The sequence below is a fragment of the Nostoc sp. CMAA1605 genome (assembly GCF_021596505.1).
In the GTDB taxonomy this organism is placed as follows: domain Bacteria; phylum Cyanobacteriota; class Cyanobacteriia; order Cyanobacteriales; family Nostocaceae; genus Trichormus.
In genome coordinates, this window is sequence record NZ_PJIZ01000074.1 from 33,204 (window position 1) to 53,142 (window position 19,939).

The 19,939-nt window shown below is 41.4% G+C and carries 19 protein-coding genes and 1 pseudogene; 12 read left to right on the forward strand and 8 right to left on the reverse strand.

Annotation, left to right across the window (positions count from 1 at the left end; all coding sequences use genetic code 11):
• The first annotated feature begins 5 nt into the window (after window positions 1-5).
• Window positions 6-545, forward strand: a complete 540-nt coding sequence (locus CV014_RS21540; protein ID WP_236143901.1) for a shikimate kinase — start codon at window positions 6-8, stop codon at window positions 543-545.
• 129 nt (window positions 546-674) lie between these two features.
• Here the strand turns inward: CV014_RS21540 and CV014_RS21545 are convergent, their stop codons facing one another.
• Complete coding sequence (locus tag CV014_RS21545) at window positions 675-815, reverse strand: hypothetical protein (RefSeq protein WP_236143902.1); 141 nt, start codon at window positions 813-815, stop codon at window positions 675-677.
• A gap of 29 nt (window positions 816-844) precedes the next feature.
• Between CV014_RS21545 and argB the strand changes: the two genes are divergently transcribed.
• Entirely contained in the window at window positions 845-1,732 is an 888-nt protein-coding gene (gene argB / locus CV014_RS21550) for an acetylglutamate kinase (protein ID WP_236143903.1), read from the forward strand.
• A gap of 114 nt (window positions 1,733-1,846) precedes the next feature.
• Here the strand turns inward: argB and CV014_RS21555 are convergent, their stop codons facing one another.
• Window positions 1,847-2,284 carry a hypothetical protein gene (locus CV014_RS21555; protein ID WP_236143904.1) on the reverse strand — a complete coding sequence of 146 codons (438 nt, stop codon included), beginning with the start codon at window positions 2,282-2,284 and terminating at the stop codon, window positions 1,847-1,849.
• Window positions 2,285-2,457: 173 nt separating this feature from the next.
• Here CV014_RS21555 and CV014_RS21560 point away from each other — a divergent pair, with 173 nt between their 5' ends.
• Window positions 2,458-2,976: a tetratricopeptide repeat protein gene (locus CV014_RS21560; RefSeq protein WP_236143918.1), complete on the forward strand. Its 519-nt coding sequence runs from the start codon at window positions 2,458-2,460 to the stop codon at window positions 2,974-2,976.
• A gap of 87 nt (window positions 2,977-3,063) precedes the next feature.
• Window positions 3,064-3,888 (forward strand): DUF3153 domain-containing protein, encoded by an 825-nt coding sequence (locus CV014_RS21565; RefSeq protein ID WP_236143905.1) that lies wholly within the window; start codon window positions 3,064-3,066, stop codon window positions 3,886-3,888.
• A gap of 8 nt (window positions 3,889-3,896) precedes the next feature.
• Here CV014_RS21565 and pdxH read toward each other — a convergent pair whose 3' ends face one another.
• A complete protein-coding gene (pdxH, locus tag CV014_RS21570) occupies window positions 3,897-4,541 on the reverse strand; it encodes a pyridoxamine 5'-phosphate oxidase (RefSeq protein WP_236143906.1) in 645 nt (214 codons plus the stop codon).
• A gap of 174 nt (window positions 4,542-4,715) precedes the next feature.
• Between pdxH and CV014_RS21575 the strand changes: the two genes are divergently transcribed.
• A complete protein-coding gene (locus CV014_RS21575) occupies window positions 4,716-5,798 on the forward strand; it encodes an AI-2E family transporter (RefSeq protein WP_236143919.1) in 1,083 nt (360 codons plus the stop codon).
• Between the two features lie 112 nt (window positions 5,799-5,910).
• Here the strand turns inward: CV014_RS21575 and CV014_RS21580 are convergent, their stop codons facing one another.
• The 3 genes from CV014_RS21580 to CV014_RS21590 all read right to left on the reverse strand — a co-directional run bounded on the left by CV014_RS21580 (window position 5,911) and on the right by CV014_RS21590 (window position 10,294).
• Window positions 5,911-6,540 carry a DUF1361 domain-containing protein gene (locus CV014_RS21580; protein WP_268964851.1) on the reverse strand — a complete coding sequence of 210 codons (630 nt, stop codon included), beginning with the start codon at window positions 6,538-6,540 and terminating at the stop codon, window positions 5,911-5,913.
• Between the two features lie 427 nt (window positions 6,541-6,967).
• Window positions 6,968-8,113 carry a hypothetical protein gene (locus CV014_RS21585; RefSeq protein ID WP_236143908.1) on the reverse strand — a complete coding sequence of 382 codons (1,146 nt, stop codon included), beginning with the start codon at window positions 8,111-8,113 and terminating at the stop codon, window positions 6,968-6,970.
• Window positions 8,114-8,353: 240 nt separating this feature from the next.
• Entirely contained in the window at window positions 8,354-10,294 is a 1,941-nt protein-coding gene (locus CV014_RS21590) for an iron uptake porin (RefSeq protein ID WP_236143909.1), read from the reverse strand.
• 176 nt (window positions 10,295-10,470) lie between these two features.
• Here CV014_RS21590 and CV014_RS21595 point away from each other — a divergent pair, with 176 nt between their 5' ends.
• From CV014_RS21595 to CV014_RS21615, 5 genes and pseudogenes are all read left to right on the forward strand, one after another.
• Window positions 10,471-10,665, forward strand: a complete 195-nt coding sequence (locus CV014_RS21595) for a hypothetical protein (RefSeq protein WP_236143910.1) — start codon at window positions 10,471-10,473, stop codon at window positions 10,663-10,665.
• Between the two features lie 44 nt (window positions 10,666-10,709).
• Window positions 10,710-12,050 carry an IS701 family transposase gene (locus tag CV014_RS21600; protein ID WP_442946929.1) on the forward strand — a complete coding sequence of 447 codons (1,341 nt, stop codon included), beginning with the start codon at window positions 10,710-10,712 and terminating at the stop codon, window positions 12,048-12,050.
• Entirely contained in the window at window positions 11,974-12,222 is a 249-nt protein-coding gene (locus CV014_RS21605; RefSeq protein ID WP_329608416.1) for a transposase, read from the forward strand. The genes CV014_RS21600 and CV014_RS21605 overlap by 77 nt, the downstream gene beginning before the upstream one ends.
• Before the next feature lie 286 nt (window positions 12,223-12,508).
• On the forward strand, window positions 12,509-13,582 hold the full coding sequence (locus CV014_RS21610) for a transposase (protein ID WP_236141400.1): 1,074 nt from the start codon (window positions 12,509-12,511) through the stop codon (window positions 13,580-13,582).
• A gap of 359 nt (window positions 13,583-13,941) precedes the next feature.
• Window positions 13,942-15,055: pseudogene (locus CV014_RS21615) on the forward strand (transposase); the annotation flags it as partial.
• Window positions 15,056-15,230: 175 nt separating this feature from the next.
• Here CV014_RS21615 and CV014_RS21620 read toward each other — a convergent pair.
• The gene (locus CV014_RS21620) at window positions 15,231-16,745 is read right to left on the reverse strand and encodes a family 10 glycosylhydrolase (protein ID WP_236143912.1); all 1,515 of its coding nucleotides are present in this window, start codon (window positions 16,743-16,745) and stop codon (window positions 15,231-15,233) included.
• Here CV014_RS21620 and CV014_RS21625 point away from each other — a divergent pair.
• Together CV014_RS21625 and acs are read left to right on the forward strand one after the other, a co-directional pair.
• Window positions 16,734-16,952: a cullin gene (locus CV014_RS21625; RefSeq protein ID WP_236143913.1), complete on the forward strand. Its 219-nt coding sequence runs from the start codon at window positions 16,734-16,736 to the stop codon at window positions 16,950-16,952. The two genes, CV014_RS21620 and CV014_RS21625, sit on opposite strands and share 12 nt — an antisense overlap.
• Window positions 16,953-17,265: 313 nt before the next feature.
• Window positions 17,266-19,236 carry an acetate--CoA ligase gene (gene acs / locus CV014_RS21630; RefSeq protein WP_236143914.1) on the forward strand — a complete coding sequence of 657 codons (1,971 nt, stop codon included), beginning with the start codon at window positions 17,266-17,268 and terminating at the stop codon, window positions 19,234-19,236.
• Window positions 19,237-19,446: 210 nt separating this feature from the next.
• Here acs and CV014_RS21635 read toward each other — a convergent pair whose 3' ends face one another.
• On the reverse strand, window positions 19,447-19,779 hold the full coding sequence (locus tag CV014_RS21635) for a hypothetical protein (protein ID WP_236143915.1): 333 nt from the start codon (window positions 19,777-19,779) through the stop codon (window positions 19,447-19,449).
• Between the last annotated feature and the right edge of the window lie 160 nt (window positions 19,780-19,939).

Sequence of the window (19,939 nt, forward strand, 5' to 3'; positions counted from 1 at the left end):
TTAGCGTGAGTAGTTTGTTACAAGGAGTTAGTCTGTACTTAATTGGCATGATGGGGGCTGGGAAAAGCACCGTCGGGCAATTACTCGCCAAACAACTAGGTTATGGATTTATTGATACTGATAATGTGATTGCCCAGTCTGCCAAAAAATCGATTAATCAGATATTTGCAGAGGAAGGAGAAGCAGCGTTTCGTCAACTGGAAAGTGATGTGTTAGGGCAAGTTTGCGCTTATACCAAATTGACTGTCGCTACAGGCGGGGGTATTGTTCTCAAGCGAGAAAATTGGAGTTACTTACACCACGGCTTAATTGTGTGGTTAGATGCGCCAGTAGAGTTACTTTATACTCGTTTAGCTGAGGATAGCACAAGACCACTACTACAAGACCCTGATCCCCAAGGTAAACTGCGATCGCTCCTAGAACAGCGTACACCCCTTTACAGTCAAGCTGACCTCAGAATTACCATCACCGAGGAAGAAACACCAGAACAAATAGTAGACAAAATCATGGCGGCGATTCCTAGTGTGTTGAGAAATAGTCAATAGTCAATAGTCAATAGTCATTAGTCATCAGTCATTAGTCATTAGTCATCAGTCAGCACTCAGCACTCAGCACTCATTACTCATTACTCATTACTCATTACTCATTACTCATTACTCATTACTCATTACTCATTAGAGAACGGGTAACAGATTAATATTCATGCCCAATGCCCCATGCCCAATGCCCCATGCCCAAATATCCCATGCCCCATTAAAAAAGATATGTAATAAGAGATTGTGGCTGGGTAAAAAGTCTTCTACACTGACTTGCATAAATATGTAAGTCTCAACATCTATTCACGATGGTCAACGATACTGAGTACATCAGGCAAACTGAAGCCACACGGGTGCGTGTTCTCAGCGAAGCACTACCTTATATTCAACAATTCGCCGGTCGCACTGTTGTTGTTAAATATGGTGGTGCGGCAATGAAAGACAGTACCCTTAAAGACCAAGTGATCCGGGATATTGTCTTTTTATCCTGTGTTGGCTTGCGACCAATTTTAGTCCACGGTGGCGGCCCGGAAATTAACAGCTGGTTAGATAAACTGGGTATTGAAGCACAATTTAAAAATGGTCTACGTGTCACTGATGCCCCCACAATGGATGTTGTGGAAATGGTGTTGGTGGGGCGCGTTAATAAAGAAATTGTCGCGTTAATTAACCAAGCTGGCGGTTTAGCTGTAGGGCTATGTGGTAAAGATGGTAACTTAATTACTGCCCGTCCCCAAGGTCAAGAAGGCATTGGCTTTGTTGGTGAGGTTAGTAACGTTAATATCAAAATTTTAGACACCCTAGCTAGTAATGGTTATATCCCTGTAGTCTCTAGCGTGGCGGCGGATGAAACGGGACAAGCATATAACATTAATGCGGATACAGTAGCCGGAGAAATCGCTGCTGCACTAGGGGCAGAAAAATTGATTTTATTGACTGATACCAGGGGGATTTTGAAAGATTACAAAGACCCCTCGACGTTAATTCCCAAAGTTGATATTCGGGAGGCGCGAGATTTAATTGCTAGTGGTGTGGTAAGTGGTGGGATGATCCCCAAAGTCAATTGTTGTGTGCGATCGCTAGCCCAAGGTGTCCGCGCCGCCCACATCATCGACGGCCGCATCCCCCACGCCCTACTACTGGAAATCTTCACCGATGTCGGGATTGGGACGATGATTTTAGGTTCGTTGATTTAGAAAGGGGTGTAAGGGTGTAAGGGTGTAGGGGTGTAAGGGTGTAGAGAGATATTTACACCTATTCCCCATGCCCAATGCCCAATGCCCAATGCCCAATGCCCAATGCCCCATACCCTATCTTTTCCATCCTGGATAGATAATCACACGCGATCGCCTGATTGGTGTCCGTTGCCAAGAGTTATTAATGATCACTGGATTTATCAGTGTGGAATTATTGATGATGGGATTTACCAAGGTGGGATTAAACAGCGTAGTATCATTAATTACTTGATGTCTGACTGGAGGATAAGGGTGATAATTGCCGATACTTCTAGGCTGTACATTGATTGTTCGAGGATGCACGTTTATTGTTCTGGGATGTACAGGTATCCGATTGTTTAAGGGATTGCCATAGGTGAAATAACCATCTGAAGTTGTTTGGCTATACCCAAAAGAGTTATTCCCATCAATCACAAATACTTGTTGCGCCGATGCTGGGCTAATTGTGGCGTTAAGCAGTGCTAAAGCCAACCCTGTACCCAAACAACCGAGAGAATGCTTAAATTTCAGCATATTTACTGACCTAATTTTGATAATCTCAATTTTTATTAAGAAAATAACGGCATTTACTTAGATAGAATTTTAAAAGTTTATCGAGTGGAAAATTGCCGAGGTTTAATAAAGATTCCAAGAAGATTAGGACACTTGGCAAAATAAAAGCAGTGCTGATTGGTGGGTAAATCGTGGTGAATACAGAAAGTTTAGAACTAGCTAAAACTAGATACCAAGCCGGTAAAATTGCGTTTGAAAATGGCAAATATCGGGAATCTGTAGAAAATCTAGAGAAAGCCAGGGATTTATTAGAACGTAATTCCCGCTTAGGGGGTGAAGTAGATATTTGGTTAGTCACAGCCTATGAAGCAGCCGGACGTACAGAAGATGCGATCGCACTGTGTCAACAACTCCGTCGTCATCCCCACTCGGAAACCCGCGATCAAGCACGCAGGTTAGTTTACATCCTGCAAGCACCAAAACTGAAAAGACCGAGTAATTGGATGACGGAAATTCCCGATTTGGCGGCAATATCAGATAATGAAGCCAAAATTCGCATAGCACCCAAACCGCGCCCATCTACTCAACGTAAACCACCGGAAAAAGAGTTTGTTGATCTAAGTCAGGTCAATACTAAAGATAATCGCTTTATTTGGGTGGCATTAGTTGCTATTGGGTTAACAATTTCTTATTTGGTTTGGCAGGGAATTTAGGGAGTTGGGCATGGGGCATGGGGCATTGGGCATTGGGTATGGGGAAGAGGTTGGATTTTTATGTAGTTTTCAGGAGGAGTATATTTAATGAATTATTCTAGGTTTTTAAAATTGTTAATGTCGTTAGTTAGAACATTTCAGTTATTTAGATTTAATAGTCGTAAAATTTTGCCTTTAGTATTGTCTATATCACTGCTGTTATCGGGTTGTGTTCAGTATGACATTGGCGTGAATTTTCATAATTCTAATAGCGGTGAACTCGTACAGCATATTAGGTTAGAGCAAAAGCTAACTAGTTTTAGCGGTGATTATGTTTATGAATGGTTAAATAGTATCGAAAACCGCGCCCGTAAACTAGATGGTAAAGCTAAACGCATTTCTAGGGAAGAAGTTGTGGTAACAATTCCTTTTAGTAATGGGCAGGAATTGCAGACTAAATTTAATGAATTTTTCACTTCACAAAATCAACAAGATGCTGAACCTGAAAGTACAGAATCTGGCTCAGATATACCCAAAGTAGAGTCTAATTTATTGTTATTCCAAAACAACTTTATCTTAGCAGTCAGAAATAAATTAATTTATGATTTAGACTTGCGATCGCTGGCTTTAATTGGCAGTAAAGGCAACGTTATGGCTGATACTGGTTCTATTCTCAATTTAGAATTTGCCCTCAATACTCCTTGGGGTGCTAAAAGTATACCAGTCTCAGAAACCGCCATTGAACCAGAAAAAAAAGGTCAGCAATTAGTATGGCAACTCCAACCTGGTGAACTGAATCACATTGAAGTAGTATTCTGGCTACCTAGTCCTTTAGGAATTGGTGGCTTATTAATTATCTTGTTCGTTTGGGGAGGCATATACCTAAGATATAACTATATGCCTGATCCCCGATTAAAGTTGAGTGCTGAGTAATCAAGCACTCATGGAGATAAACGCTCAATTTGCCAATTGCCATTCTCTGTAAGAGTATAAAGCAAGCGATCGTGTAAACGGCTAGAGCGTCCTTGCCAAAATTCAATTTCGCTGGGGATCACCCGAAATCCCCCCCAATGAGGGGGACGGGGAACCTCTTGATTTTCGTATTTAGACTGCAATTCCTGCATTCTCTGTTCTAAAAATTCTCGGTTAGGGATGACTTGACTTTGTTCTGAAGCCCATGCACCTAAACGACTTTTCGCGGGGCGAGTCTCAAAATAATAATCTGATTCCGCTTCAGAAACTTGCTCAACACGCCCTAAAATTCTGACTTGACGTTCCAATTCTGCCCACCAAAAAACTAAAGCCGCTTGGGGATTGATCGTTAATTCTTGTCCTTTACGACTGTTATAGTTGGTGAAGAGGACAAAACCCCTCTCATCAAAATCTTTTAACAACACCATTCTCGCCGATGGTTTACCATCTGGTGTAGTTGTGGCCAGAGTCATAGCATTAGGTTCGGGAAGTTGGGCAGCTAATGCCTGCTCAAACCACTTTTTAAATTGTATAAAAGGATTGGGGTCAACTTCGTTTTTACTCAAACCTTCTAAAGAATAATCTTTCCGAAGATCAGCTATTGTTCTGTCCATCGTTAATGTATTTCCTTATGAGATTAGGGTGTAAGGGTATGGGGGTGTAAGGGTATAGGGGTTTAGGGGTGTAAGGGAGAAAAGGAAGACGAAGTATTGATGTTTAATGACTAATGACTAATGACTAATGACTATTGACTATTGACTATTACTAAGGAGTATCGATTGCGTCAGATACGCCGTTCGGCATCCCTTCAAAGTTTACTATTCTACGGTCTGGGTGGCCCAATTGTCGCTCTGAACGTTTGGCTGTTATCTGTACTCTTTCGTTATTTCCAAAACCCTATTACTATTTTGAGTTTTGCGGCGATTTTAGCTTTTTTACTGAATTATCCAGTGAAATTTTTTGAAAGGGCTAAAATTTCTCGAACTTTAGCTGTAATCATTGTTCTGCTGGTTACATTAACTCTGTTTGTGATTGTGGGGGTGACTCTAGTACCGTTGCTGATTGACCAAACTATTCAATTATTAAATAAAATTCCTGATTGGTTAAGTGCTAGTCAAGATAATTTCATACAGTTAGAGGCGTTTGCTAAACAGCGACGTTTACCTATTGATTTAAGAGTGTTGACTAGTCAAATCAACGCCAGTATTCAAAATTTAGTTCAGCAGTTAGCTTCAGGCGCGGTGGGTTTAGCAGGAACATTGCTTTCAGGATTGCTGAATTTTGTTTTGGTGGTGGTGTTAGCATTTTATATGCTAGTGTATGGCGATCGCGTCTGGTATGGTCTGATCAATCTTCTACCATCTAAATTCAGAATTCCCTTCACGAAGGCTTTGCAACTGAATTTTCAAAACTTTTTTCTCAGTCAGTTGTTATTAGGACTATTTATGACAGTAGTCCTTACCCCAATCTATTTGATTCTCAAAGTTCCATTTGCTTTACTGTTTGCCATTCTCATCGGTATTTCTGAATTGATTCCTTTTATCGGTGCAGCCCTTGGTATTGGGACAGTAGTTATTTTAGTCTTATTGCAAAATGGGTGGTTAGCTGTACAAGTTGCCATAGCCACGATATTTATGCAGCAAATTAAAGATAATTTATTAGCTCCCAAATTACTTGGCAATTTCATCGGACTAAATCCCATTTGGATTTTTGTCTCTATTTTGATGGGTTATGAAATTGCAGGTTTATTGGGAACTCTGGTAGCTGTTCCTATCGCTGGTACAATTAAGGGTACTTTTGACGCACTCAACAGTGCTAATTCAGGTGATTTCATGTCAACATTTACCATTCATCAAGATACTGAAAATTAAATATTAAAATCACATGAATGTGTGTAATACAGTTTCTTGATGTAGTAGAGACGTTTCATGCAACGTCTCTACATCTTTATATTTGGTGCAATCGCATAGAGAATTAGTGTAACTATGATGTGATTTCAACTCTAGAATTACGTTGATTTACAAAACCAAGGGTAACTCGCTTCATCAACCAGTGCAGAACAGAGAGAAGCACAAAAGTTATAAATACAATAAACAAGGGTTGTTTGCCTAGAAGTTCCTCAACTCCTTTAGTTAATAAAGCATCGGGTTGAGTCACAAAATCCCAACTATTAAAACGTAAAAACCGCCCCCAGTAAACACCTACCGCACAAAGAGCATGAGTAATCAACTCCATCCCTAAAATCCATTGGCTTTTACCGACGCGGTGGAGATAATAACCGAGGTTAATTAAGGAAATAACATACGCTTCAAAACCAGCGAAGATGACTACAAAATAAACAGGAATGAGTACCAATATAATCATCCATACTGATTGAATTGTACGAATGTCATGAATTAAGTGAATAATATCAGTTAATAAATAAGGCGCATTTGGTAAAAAGGCATAGAAAACTAAAAATCCTAACCACCAAACCCAAGAACGCCCCTTTTTATGGCGAAATAACCAAATACTTAATACTACAGGAATAAAGGCTAGGAATAAATTCCAAGTCATCCACCGCATATTTATGCTTAAAACCTGTAAGATATTCACTATTAATTTTTCTGGCATAGCTTTCACTCACAAAATATTAATTGAATTAGATGAGATTTGTAATATTAACTAGCCGATTGTTGGGGATAAATATATTAATTGTGCATCACTGCAACTAAATCAAACAAATTACATTATTTAACCGAGTTGACTCTAAGTAGCTAGTATATACATAAAATCACATATAAAACATCATTCATCCTCATGAATTTTGTGAGAATTACAGGATTTTTTAAACTTATGTATGTAGTTGAAAATTTGGTTTTCATCTTTTATCAGTTGACAAAAACAAGTTCTCAGTAGCAGTAAAAACAACTACTAAGAACTTGAGGTAAGTTTATACACCTGAATCTCGCTCTTGTCCTAGCTCTGAAATAAACTACAATTTGCCTAGTTGCGATTCCTGAATTATTTCACAGCGAATTAATTAAAAATTGTCTAATGGTTAGCGCACCATGATTCGACTGCGAGGCCCGATTTTAACTTGAGATTGAGGAGTCACAGTTTCTAAAGCAGAGACAGAGGGATTACCACTGCTGAATTCTATATTGGCTTCTGCAAAAGGCGTAGGTGTGACTAATCCTGGTGATCCTGTTGCGCTAAATTGAGCATCACTGGAGATGATATTGGGTGTTCCAATATCAACATTGGAAGCTAGGTTAGTAGTTGTGATATTTTGACTGGGTTGTTGGGATGTATTAACGTTGGTGCTGGGTTGGGAATTAGTGACGCTAGTAATAAGCGTGGATGTATTAACGTTGGTGCTGGGTTGGGAATTGGTGACACTAGTAATAGGCGTGGGTGTACTGACGTTGGTGCTGGGTTGAGATGTGCTGGTGTTAGTGTTGGGAGTTGAATTTGTGGTGCTGGTGTTGGGGGTAGGATTTGTTGTATTAGTGTTAGTGTTGGGAGTGACTAAAGTAGCATCAGCCGGAACTGTGATGGTTAATCTCACCAAAGGTGAATTTTTCATCTGCAATGATGTCACAGTTGGCTGACCTGGTAGATCGGATTTGAAGTCAAAAACTGTGGGACTTTCGCCGCCGTTGCGATCGCTGTATCTTGGGCCTTGTCCACTAACTTGAAATGTTCCTTGGTACTGTTTACCAGTGCTAGGATCGGTAACAATGCCAGTGTAAAAAGCTTTAGTTAATCCGAATTCATCTTGAACTACACCTTGAAATTTTGTATCTGCGATTTTTCCTTGGTAGGTGAAACCAGTCAATTCACCCTTGGAAAGTACAGGTGAACTGAGGACACCATCTAAGGAAATTACAGGGATACCTTTAAAGTCCACAAAATAGCGCAAACTTCCATCTGCGGCTGTTTCCATCTTCACATAATTAGACTGATAAATGGGATTACCATTGCGGTAGTAAGTACCATTAGAGTCAGTATCAATCCGCGTCACTCGATTGTTGAAGTTGGGGTTAAAGTTGGGAAGTTGAATATTTCCTGATAAGGTTCCAGTGCTTTGAATTGTTAATTGTGCTGAAGCACTGTTCCCCCCCATTCCTAACAACATCACTGCTAAACTGCTACTGCTAAGAATCCCATAACCCAATTTAGTAGTTGATGAGCGCGATCGCATAGTAAATTTGCTCCTGGTTAATAGTTCAATGAAAAAACACGCACAGACGAGATTCAGGAAACTCGTCTCATGCGTGATTAAACGTGGGAGATGTAACTGCCATGAGGTTAAATGTAGTTTTTTAAGCTGATTTATCCCTGCGATGGTAGATTACACGCTAGTTGTTTCTCAAACTTCAACAGAATTACAACCCTAAGTAGCTCAAAACCACTTAGTAATTACATTTACAGGTAATTAAAATTAAAACCGGAAAGTAGCTCGCAATGTGCCAACAAATAATGTCTCATTGGCAGCATTATGATCGGGATGGAAAACTACAAAGAAACCAGGTGTAATAGATAAATGCTCATTTACTTGTGCGCGATAAAACATTTCTACATGAATTGATGTATCACGCCGTCCCCCTGGTGTCCCACCATCGGAGAAGTTAGGAAAGTTAAACCCATCGGGTAAAGTGCTGGATGTAATTTTGGGTGGCTGTCCGACTAGAATTCCCCCCAAATTCCCAGGACGTAGGAGATTAGGAAAGGCGGCAAACGCCATCCAGTTGCTAATTTCCACACTTCCTGACAGATTTTCTGGGTTAGAGATAGAGTAACCACCCCAAGCACCCAATTGAAAATCTGGATTGACACGCCAAGCTACAGTTGCACCCATAGCATGGGTATTAAAAGGGGTGCTATCAGCAAAGGGTGACATTAATTGAGCATCACCGATACCTGTTCCCAATAAATCATCGGGAGAGTGAGAATAAAGATAATGTAAGCCGATATCAAGATTGTCGGTAGGTGCTAAAGTTAGCTGCGCGCCTGTGGTGAATCTACCGCCGAACAGTCCACCTGCGTTGCTATCCCCAGGAAAACCAGGGATTTCACTGCTGTATACTCCTTGTAGACTGATGCGATCGCTAATTTGCCAATCAAATCCTATACCACCCACACCATTACCAATCGCTAAAATCGGGTTACGCTGACCGAAAAGAGAAATTGCACCATCACCAGAACCTTCTAAGGGATTGATCCCGCGAAAGGTGTTAATCGGGTTAACACCTGCTGTTCCCACCACCACCCCTAAGTTATCCCCTAGTAAAAATCGATAGGATAAATCGTTAATTGATAAATTATTATCTGTGCTGGATTCAAAACCCAAACGTCCCATATTCGTAAATACAGATGGCGCACTAGAACCCAAATTTCCCGCCGCTAGTCCCGTTAGTAATAAATCTCTACCAGTAAACGAAGTTGCTAACGTTAACTGCACACTGTTACTGAAAGTTAGATGGGCTTTACCTTGACGTTCTGGTACGCCATCCCTGGGAAATAAATCTATGTCGTTAGTATTTGTTCCTTGGATGCTGAAAATGGCTTGGCCAAATAACTTAGTAGTTGTGGAAAATTGCTGTGCTGCGATATTGTTAGTTTTGCGATCGCCTAAATCTACACGTTGTTGTAATTGCGCTAACTCTTCCTTGACCTCATATTGCAAACGTTGCAATATGATTAAGTCTTCTTGCTCAATAGTGTTATCTCGATTGCTAGTCAGTAACTCTTCAATTTGCTGGAGACAAGTTTCTAAACCAACGGCAAATTCATAACGACTAATAGGGCGATCGCCATCATACGTTTTCCCAGGATAATCAGTACAACCGTAACGCTCCCCGATAGATTGCAAAGCATCAAAAGCCCAATCTGTTGGCTGCACATCATCCAATTGTGATACAGGAAGAACTTGAGTCATCGCCTCATCTGATTCAGGCGCAGCTACCTCTGGGGATTGAGCGATAGCAGGATAAGGAGAGAATTCTACTTTGATATCTGATGTTTCTGGATCTAGGGTGTGGGGGTGTAGGGAAGAAAAAAATGTTTCTTCTACATTTTGCTGATGTGTGTTTGCGTTAGTTTGAGATTCTAAAGTTCTTTTTTCCTGCTCTCCGTTTACTTGCTTAATCAGTTTATTTTGATACTTTGGTTTATCGCCTAAAGATTGAGTAATAATACTATGTTCCACCTGTAAAAATTCAGGTGGTGTGATGTCAGTTGCGGAAAATCCCTGAGATGATTCCTGGGTTGATTTCTGCTCTACTTGATTTGACTGAACTGGAGACTGTGCAGGTACTTGATCAGTCAAAGATGGTGGCTTGCCAGTCAACACACCAGCCATCAGTAGACTTATGTCACTCATTGTATATCGTTTGACTAACACCGTTATTTCTTTTAACGAAACAATTTGGTGTTATTCAGGACAAATTTTAAAATAATAGTGATAAAAGTTACGACTTTTTGAGGAACGTATAAAGTTAACGGTGCAAGCGCAAAGCCTGGATTTTCAATTACTATTTGACTAAAAGGGATGGGCAAATGGTTCAGGTTGTTCAAGGAAAAGATATTACCCTAGCCCAATTGATTGATGAATTTGGGCTAGAACTTGCACAGGAAAAAGAATTTTTCCTAGAGTGGCAGCAGGATTTACCAGATTTAAGTGATCCTGAGAAAGAATTACTCGATGAAGTGAAAGCAGAATATCCCTCTTATGTCACTTTCCGAGTAATCTAAATAAAAGGATTAAAAGAAAAAACTCTCTTCAGGTAAGCAGGGCAATGGATGTAGAATTACAAATCCTGAAACATTTGGCAAGAGATGCACAGCCCACAGTTACGCTCGTAGATGAATATTGTGCAGAGTACAAAGGCCTGTTCAAAGAAGTAAGAAATTATGAATGTTTTAAATATTTACACTTAGGGATAATTTCTCCTATTAAAAGAAAATCATTACCAGAGATAGCGAAAGTAGTAAGTATAAACTCAACCCAATCATTACATCATTTTATAGCCAATTCAGACTGGTCAGTAAATGAGTTGAAGAGGCGAAGATTAGAGAAAATAAAAAGAGAATTAAATGGTAAAGCAATTACGGTAGTAATAGATGAAACAGGAGACAGAAAAAAAGGTAAAAAGACAGATTATGTAGCTAGACAATATTTAGGAAGCGTGGGGAAAGTAGATAATGGGATAGTTTCAGTGAACGCCTATGGAGTTTACGCTAACATAACTTTTCCCTTAATATTTAAAGTATTTAAACCAAAAGGAACACTAAAGGAGTCAGATAAATATAAAACTAAAATAGAGTTAGCATCAGAAATAATTACAGAATTAATGGAATCAGGCTTCAATATTGAATTAGTATTGGCTGATAGTTTGTATGGTGAAAGTAGCCAATTTATTAGAAAAATAGCTGAATATAACTTAGGCTATGTAGTATCAATTAGAAGTAATCATGGAGTCTGGTTGCCTTCATGGCAAAGCGTTAGAGCGAATAAGTGGTGTAAATTTAAAAGAACATTTAGCAATCAAAAATCAGAGACTGGATACATTAGAGAAATAATCTATGGTAAAAAAAGAGCTATAACTTACTGGGAAATAACTACTGACCCAGAAACCATGCCAGAAAATTCTACCTCCTTCGTGATGACTAACCTTCAAGGGAATTTGAAGAAGACTTTAGGCGATTTATATGGATTAAGAACCTGGGTTGAATATGGGTTTCGACAGTGTAAGCAGGAACTAGGCTGGACAGATTACCGTTTCACTAATTTTCAACATATTGAGAGATGGTGGGAGATTATTTTTAGTGTTTATACGATGATTAGTTTAAATTCTCCAGCCTTCTTAGGTTTACATAAACCTTGTCAATTTGAAACTGAGACACCAGAAAATAAGGATGTTGATTTTTCTAATCATCCACAATGGAACCACGAATCTGGATGGAAGAATACTTTAAATAATCTACGTCTCATTATCCAACCACTTTTACTATTTTGGATTAGCCGTAGGTGGGTTTACCAGTCAGAGTTATATTCAGTTGATGGATGCACCAGCTCAACAAGCAGCACAAACTTTGGAGTTGACTGGACGAATTCGAGTCATTGCTCAAGATTGTAGTTCCATTCACACCAGTCGTGCCGTACAAGCCAAATTAGCCGAATGGGAAGCCCAAGGGCTATACATCTTTTACCTAGCCAAATATTGTTCCCAGATGAATCCGATTGAGAGCGAGTGGAAACGTCTCAAGGAGGACGAAATTGCCGGACGGATGTTTGAGCGTACACCGTAGCCCATGAACAAGGGGAGGGTTAGGGTCTTTCAAGGGTAGGGGTTTAAGAAAGGGGCAGAAAAGCAGGTAAAATATACAACTGTTATCAAACCGCAAAAATCCGCAAGTCAGATAAAGCGAAGAATTGAGGGTGTCAGGGAGAATGCTGTTAGGAAAAAATGAGGAATTAAGGCAATGGACTAGAACAGTGATAGAAAAGATGCCCCATCTGTCCAAGTCGCAAGCATTGATACTAGCAATGTGGAGTTTTGGGATAGTGATGACCCAATCATGTGGACTGACAACAGTGTCAGTGTTCTTAGCAGAGTTATTGGGAAAAAAGGAAAATACAGTACGTCAGCAACTCAGAGAATGGTTAAGAGATGGGGAAGATAAAACAAAAGCAACAACAGGACGGGCAACACTAGATGTGACATTGTGTTTTAGACCTTTGTTGTTATGGATTCTGAGTCTGTGGCCACAAGAGGAAAAACGGTTGGCATTAGCAGCTGATGCCACAACATTGAGTGATAGATTTACAGTCTTAGCGATTAGTGTTGTTTATAGGGGTTGTGGAATTCCCATAGCCTGGAAAATAGTGGAGGCAACTAAACCAGGAAGTTGGAAACCGCACTGGCAAAAATTATTAAGCGACATCAGTGAGACTGTACCAGCAGATTGGTTTGTCATAGTGACAACAGACCGTGGACTGTATGCCGACTGGCTATATCAACAAATTCAATCCCTGGGTTGGCATCCATTTATGCGAATTAACCAAATTGGACAGTTCAAACCTCAAGGAACTGAATCTTGGCAACCTTTAAATACTTTGGTCTCGGAAGTTGGTCAGTCGTTCTCTGGTTTAGTTACTTGTTTCAAAACTAACTCTGTCAAATGTACTTTGGTAGCTCGCCATGATGAGGGTTATGCTGACCCTTGGTTAATTCTCACCGATTTACCACCGGAAATTGCGGATGCTTGCTGGTATACCATGCGCTGTTGGATTGAGTGTCTGTTTAAAGATGGCAAACGCGGCGGTTTTGGTTGGCATCGCACCAAAATTACTCACCCCAAACGCGCCGAGAGGCATTGGTTGGCGATGGCTGTTGCTACTCTGTGGCAAGTTAGCGTCGGTGGAGAAGTTGATGCCAATCTACCCATTAGTAGTTTAGATGAGCTACCACCCACTCATGTTGCTCGACGCAATTTCAAACATAGTGTTTTCCATCGTTGCTTGAGTTGTTTTCGGCGTGGATTTTTAGTCATTAAAGCTGCTGTTCTTAATCGAGAACCTTTACCCATCGGTAGCTTTTTCCCTCAACCTTGGCCTAACTTGACTCCACAACTTCATGTCTTGAAAATCACTCTCTCTACTGCCTGATTTTTAAACCCCTACCCTTAAAAGAGGGTTAGGGTGGGGTAAACAGAGGACTGATAGTGATTTGATCACTTGTGTGTACACCGTAGCCCATGAACAAGGGGAGGGTTAGCTCATTTCTTGCACCAACCGTATTCACCCGTACAGGTCAGATAAGAGAGTGTTCAAATGTAACAACAGAAGGATAGAAGTTACTTAGTAACTTTAGTTTCAAAAATCACTTAAACACGGCGATTAATACAGAAAATGCGAGATAACTGAATGCAGAGGCTGTTGAACAAAAGGCATAGATATAATTGCATTTGTCTTTCAAAACATGAGAGAAAAGGCGTGAAAGATTGAATTGTTATAAAGCAAGAAAAATGCTTGCCCACGCCCAAGAATTAGTTTACAGCCTGAAAGCGTTGATGCCGACACAGTACCAAAAAGATAACCTAGATGCGATGTTAGCGTTATTTTTAGAGGCACAAGGACACCCATTACCCGAACACAGTCAAACAAAATCCCCAAGTGCAATTAGCCGATTTTTGAATGTCAATCCTTGGTCAACCAGGGAGATGATTCGGATGGTTCGCTCTTGGGCATTACAAACGGTTTTTAAGGTATTAGAGTCATCTGGCAAAGGACGAAAACCATTTTTACAAGTAATCATTGACCTGACAACTTTGGAGAAACGGGGTAAATTCCAAGAGTTTAGTGATTTAATCAGAGTTTACAATGGTAAGCGTGGTCTGCATCTAGTCGTAGTTTATTTAGTAATTGGAAGATGTCGTATTCCTTGGAATTTTCGCGTTTGGAGAGGTAAGGGAACGCCCTCCCCTCCACAACTCGGATTAAAACTAGTGAAACGTTTACCGCAATCTTTAACTCAACACTTCCAGACAATTATTTTAGCTGATACAGCTTTTGGTAGTGTCGAATTTCTGGAGGGTATACGTCAGCTTAAATATCATGCTGTTACAGGTGTAGCTATTAGTCGCAAATTAGCTGATGGTAGACTTTTAAGACGTTTACATCAACAGGGTCAACAAGTTTATTTATTCGGTTTAAATTTCCCTGTTACAGTTTCTTGGTATTACTTAAAACGCGATAATGGCAAACTAGAAAAACGCTTTGTTTTGTCTACTCGTCCAATTAAAGCTTCTACTCTTAAGTGGTGAGGCAGCGCGGTCTTGGGGGTTTCCCCCATGAGCGACTGCCGAACCCGAAGGGTGGGGCAAGCGTCGATGGCAGATTGAGGGATGGTTCAAAACCGCGAAGCATCGTTTTGGTTTGCATCGCTTTGGGCAAGGAACTCTTTTGGGTGTGTATCGCTGGCTTATCCTTTCGCTGACTGCTTATCTCATTGCCCATTGGACTTATCTCCATATCACGTCTGCATCGCCACCTGATTGGGGTCAGGCTGCACAAACTGCCCTTGAGTCTATTTTTCCTCATATAGTTGTGTATCTACTTTTACTTAATATTGAACGGCTAGCTCCACTTGCACGTAGTCATGGTTTTGACATCCATTTTTCCAGGTGCAAGAAGTGAGTTAGCTTAGTAGCTTAGTAGCTTAGTAGGGTGCGCCAGTGCGAGAAAACCTGACTATACCAAGAGATTATTCATACTGACGCACCCTACAGTTTGGAGATTTTTTATCTGGAAGTCCCTAACGGCAGAACTTACGATCGCTATCATGATCAGGATACTGCCAAGAATAGGCAAAGTGACTCACTCCCTTGAGTTTGGGGGCTAATTGCTGCAATGCTTGCATTTGGTCTTCTAATGAGGGACGATTACTGATTGGTTCTCCCCATTTACCTGCTAACGCTGGAATAATCTGTGTTCCTGGCTTGGCGAAACTGATTACCCGTTGCACTTGTTCCACAATACAGTTAACGTTACCGCAGTTTGCATAGGACATGGGATGCCACTGTAAGGAACTAGGAAACTGATCCCAGGGTTGCAAGCGGGAGTCATAGCCTTGTCCTACAACTTGATTACCTTCTGGAAAAAATACCGCACCGGAGGGAATACCGAGTTGTTTGGCTGGGAGACTAGCTAAGGTGACAAAATCTATAATGCCTTGCATGGCATGGGCTACAGTCAATAACCACAATTCTGTTTGCAGTAGGGGTTGTCTTTCGTTGGCTGACAGGAGTGATTTTTCTTGGGTTGGGGGAGTGCGTCCTTGCCATAACGGTTCACTTTCTTGGGGATAGAGTTGATCAACTTCGCTAATATCTCCGGCTGTGATGTATCCTTTGCCTAAAAAACGCCGAATTAACTCTAGTCCTTTATTATTTTGGGCGCGACGAAACAAAGCTTCTTGAGTTGCTTTAGTAAATAACCATAAATCTGTGACTTTGGTGGCAATGGAATCACTACCAGCTTGACGGGGATAGCGGATGTAGTCAAACAACACTCCATCGGGACGACGGCGGAGGATTTCTTGCACCATGCGGTAATAGTCGCGTTTGGCTTGTTCGTTGTAGGGGTCGATAAATACTTGATTGCCATCATTGACAACATATAAGCTAGTTTGACCCTTACCGTTACGGGCGATCGCACTTTCTCGATCTTTTCTGAGTGCGTAGCTATAGCCGAAGTTGGCAGTATACAGCCAAGTATAAACTTTCAATCCCCTTTGTTTGCCTTTTTTAATGGCTGTAGCGAGTAAATCGGCTTTTTCTGCGCCAGGATTGCGAATTACTGAAGGCCAAACTGTCGGGTTATTGGCTGCGGGTAACAAGACGCGTCCATCATAAAATGCTTCTAGATAAACTTGGTTATAGCCATCATTAATCACTCGATCCATAATCTGATCTATAGCCCCTGACCTGAGATCACAAGCGTATAAACGTAACCACACAGCCTGGACTTGCGGCCAAGTGCGGTTACGACATTGCTGGACTTCTTTGGCGTGTTTTTGAATTAATTGCTGATAGCGTCTGTTAGCGTCTTTATCGCCTTTGAGGGCTAATAAGCGCAAGTTTTCTTTAGTTTTGACCGCAGTTGGTGAAATGCGACAATATTCCGTGACTTGTGCTTGGGCTGGTTGAAGAAGCCAGAAGCCAAAAGGCAAAATCGACAAAGTTATCTCTATAAATAGATTCAGGGGATGAGTCAAAAACTGTTTTCTAATTAATTTCACTCTCACACGCGGCCGGGGATGGTTAGACATACTGAATCGGAAAATAACGAACCCATCATCCACCCTCTGGCGATCGCTAGGGTGAATATGTATCAAATGTTATACAGCACAGAACACAGAACGGAAACGGGGAAAAGGCTGAATTGGGATTGGGGATTGGGGACTGGGGACTGGGGATTGGGGACTGGGGATTGGGAACAGCAAAAATTGGATGATCTGAACTGTATTGTTCTATAAACTTATAAAAGTGTTTTAAACAACATCATCCTACTAGGGTGATATTCCAGAAGGCATATAGGGGCAGCGTCATTATTTAGGTTCTTTTTTCTATACGTAGATTTCCTTACGGCTAATCTTTCTCACCCCCACACCCTTACACTCCTAAACCCCACACTCTTACACTCCTAAACCCTTACACCCCCACACCCTTACACCCCTATACCCCTATACCCCCACCCTCCTAAAATTTGCTTAAGAAAAATCAAAGCAATTTTGTCTAACTTTGAGTACAGAATAGTTGTCAGTCACAATGTTATTACCAGCAATCATTATGTCTGAATCAACCATAGAATCAATCTTACAAGAGAGGCGTTTATTTCATCCGCCTGGCGAATTTTCGCAGACGGCACATATCAAAAGTTTGGAGGATTATCAGCGTCTTTATGACCAAGCTAAGGCTGATCCGCAAAAATTTTGGGCAGATTTGGCGGAATCAGAATTGCATTGGTTTGAAAAATGGCACACAGTCCTAGATTGGCAACCACCTTTTGCAAAGTGGTTTGTGGGCGGAAAAATCAATATTTCTTACAACTGTCTTGACAGACATTTGACTACTTGGCGCAAAAATAAAGCCGCTTTGATTTGGGAAGGTGAACCAGGGGATTCCCGTACCCTTACCTATGCCCAACTCCATCGGGAAGTCTGTCAGTTTGCCAATGTGTTGAAGCAACTGGGTGTACAAAAAGGCGATCGCGTGGGCATTTATATGCCGATGATTCCAGAAGCGGCGATCGCTATGTTGGCTTGTGCCAGAATTGGCGCACCCCATAGTGTAGTATTTGGTGGTTTTAGTGCTGAGGCGTTGCGCGATCGCTTAAATGATGCCGAAGCGAAGTTAGTGATTACCGCCGATGGGGGTTGGCGTAAAGATGCGATCGTTCCCCTCAAGGAACAGGTAGACAAAGCTATTACTAATGGTCTTGTTCCCAGTGTCAACCATGTTTTGGTAGTACAACGCACCGGACAAAAAACTCACATGGAACCCGGACGTGACCATTGGTGGCACGATTTACAAAAAGGCGTATCGGCAGATTGTCCCGCCGAACCGATGGACAGTGAGGATATGCTGTTTGTTCTGTACACTTCCGGCAGTACGGGCAAACCCAAGGGTGTAGTTCATACTACTGGCGGTTACAACTTATACAGCCATATGACCACCAAATGGATTTTCGATTTACAAGATACAGATGTCTATTGGTGTACTGCCGATGTGGGTTGGATTACTGGACACAGCTACATTGTCTACGGGCCTTTATCCAATGGTGCCACAACATTAATGTATGAAGGCGCGCCCCGTGCTTCTAATCCTGGTTGTTTTTGGGATGTAATTGAAAAATACGGTGTAAATATTTTCTACACTGCACCTACAGCAATTCGGGCATTCATCAAAATGGGTGAACACCATCCCAAATCCCGTAATTTGTCTTCCTTGCGCCTGTTGGGAACTGTGGGTGAACCCATTAACCCCGAAGCTTGGATGTGGTATTACCGTGTAATTGGCGGGGAACGTTGCCCGATTGTTGATACTTGGTGGCAAACTGAAACCGGCGGAATTATGATTACACCCCTTCCTGGGGCAATTCCCACTAAACCAGGGTCAGCAACTTTACCTTTCCCTGGAATTTTTGCTGATATCGTCGATTTGGATGGTAACTCCGTTGGTGAAAATGCAGGCGGTTACTTAGCAGTACGCCATCCTTGGCCGGGAATGATGCGGACTGTCTACGGTGATCCTGAACGCTTCCGCCGCACCTACTGGGAACATATCCCCCCCAAAGATGGGCAGTATACTTATTTTGCTGGTGATGGGGCGAGAAAAGACGAAGACGGTTATTTTTGGGTAATGGGACGTGTAGATGATGTGCTGAATGTTTCAGGACACCGCCTGGGAACAATGGAAATTGAATCAGCCTTAGTGTCTCACCCAGCCGTAGCTGAGGCGGCGGTAGTTGGTAAGCCCGATGAACTCAAAGGTGAGGAAGTGGTAGCTTTTGTCACTTTAGAAGGGACTTATCAAGCTAGTGAAGACTTGAGTAAAGAACTGAAAAAGCACGTAGTCGCAGAAATTGGTGCGATCGCCCGTCCTGGTGAAATTCGCTTTACTGACGCATTACCCAAAACGCGATCAGGTAAAATCATGCGGCGGTTGCTGCGAAATCTCGCCGCCGGACAAGATGTGACTGGTGATACTTCCACACTAGAAGATAGAAGCGTTTTGGATAAATTACGGGAAGGCGCGTAAAAATGGGTGTAGGGGTATGAGGGTATAGGGGTGTAGGGGTTTAGGAAATGAACCTGTTCCCCGTTCCTTGTTCCCTGATTTAGCAAGCTTGATTATGTTTAAGATTAGCTGAAGCAACAATATGTGACATGGAGGCTATTTCTTTGAGGATTTGTGACTGCAATTGTTTATATTGTTGCTTCAGCAAATTTTTACTTAAATGTGCTTGATTCATAGGGGTAATTTTTGGCTTTGTTCTACAGATAATTTCAGCTTTTGTTGTTGATTAGGATCAATCTCACTATTGAGGATGTGAATGCAAGAATGGGGTGGTTCTAAAGTGAAAATAATGAGGGGATAGCTTTTATTGTTGACTAGGGATGTCACTATCTGACGATTGTGAGAACTTTGCATATCTAAATAGCAGGGTAGCCACTTAGGTTCTATTTCTGGAGTGTAAAGTAGTGTCACCCACAACAGCATCGGATGGGGTGATGAAAGAAAGATAAATCGGTTATGTATTTGAGGATGTAGACGTTTTTGAATTGCTGGAGTTGGTAACATCAGCCAGAGTGTGGCAATCGATGTATGGGAGATATTAATTAAATGAGGAAAAACTATTTCCTGTTTGGGTTTATCTGTCGGCCAAATAAATTTTGAGCATTTTTTTTTAAGGCTAAGTGTATCTGAGAATTGATATTTACTTGGGGTGTAATTTTAGGTG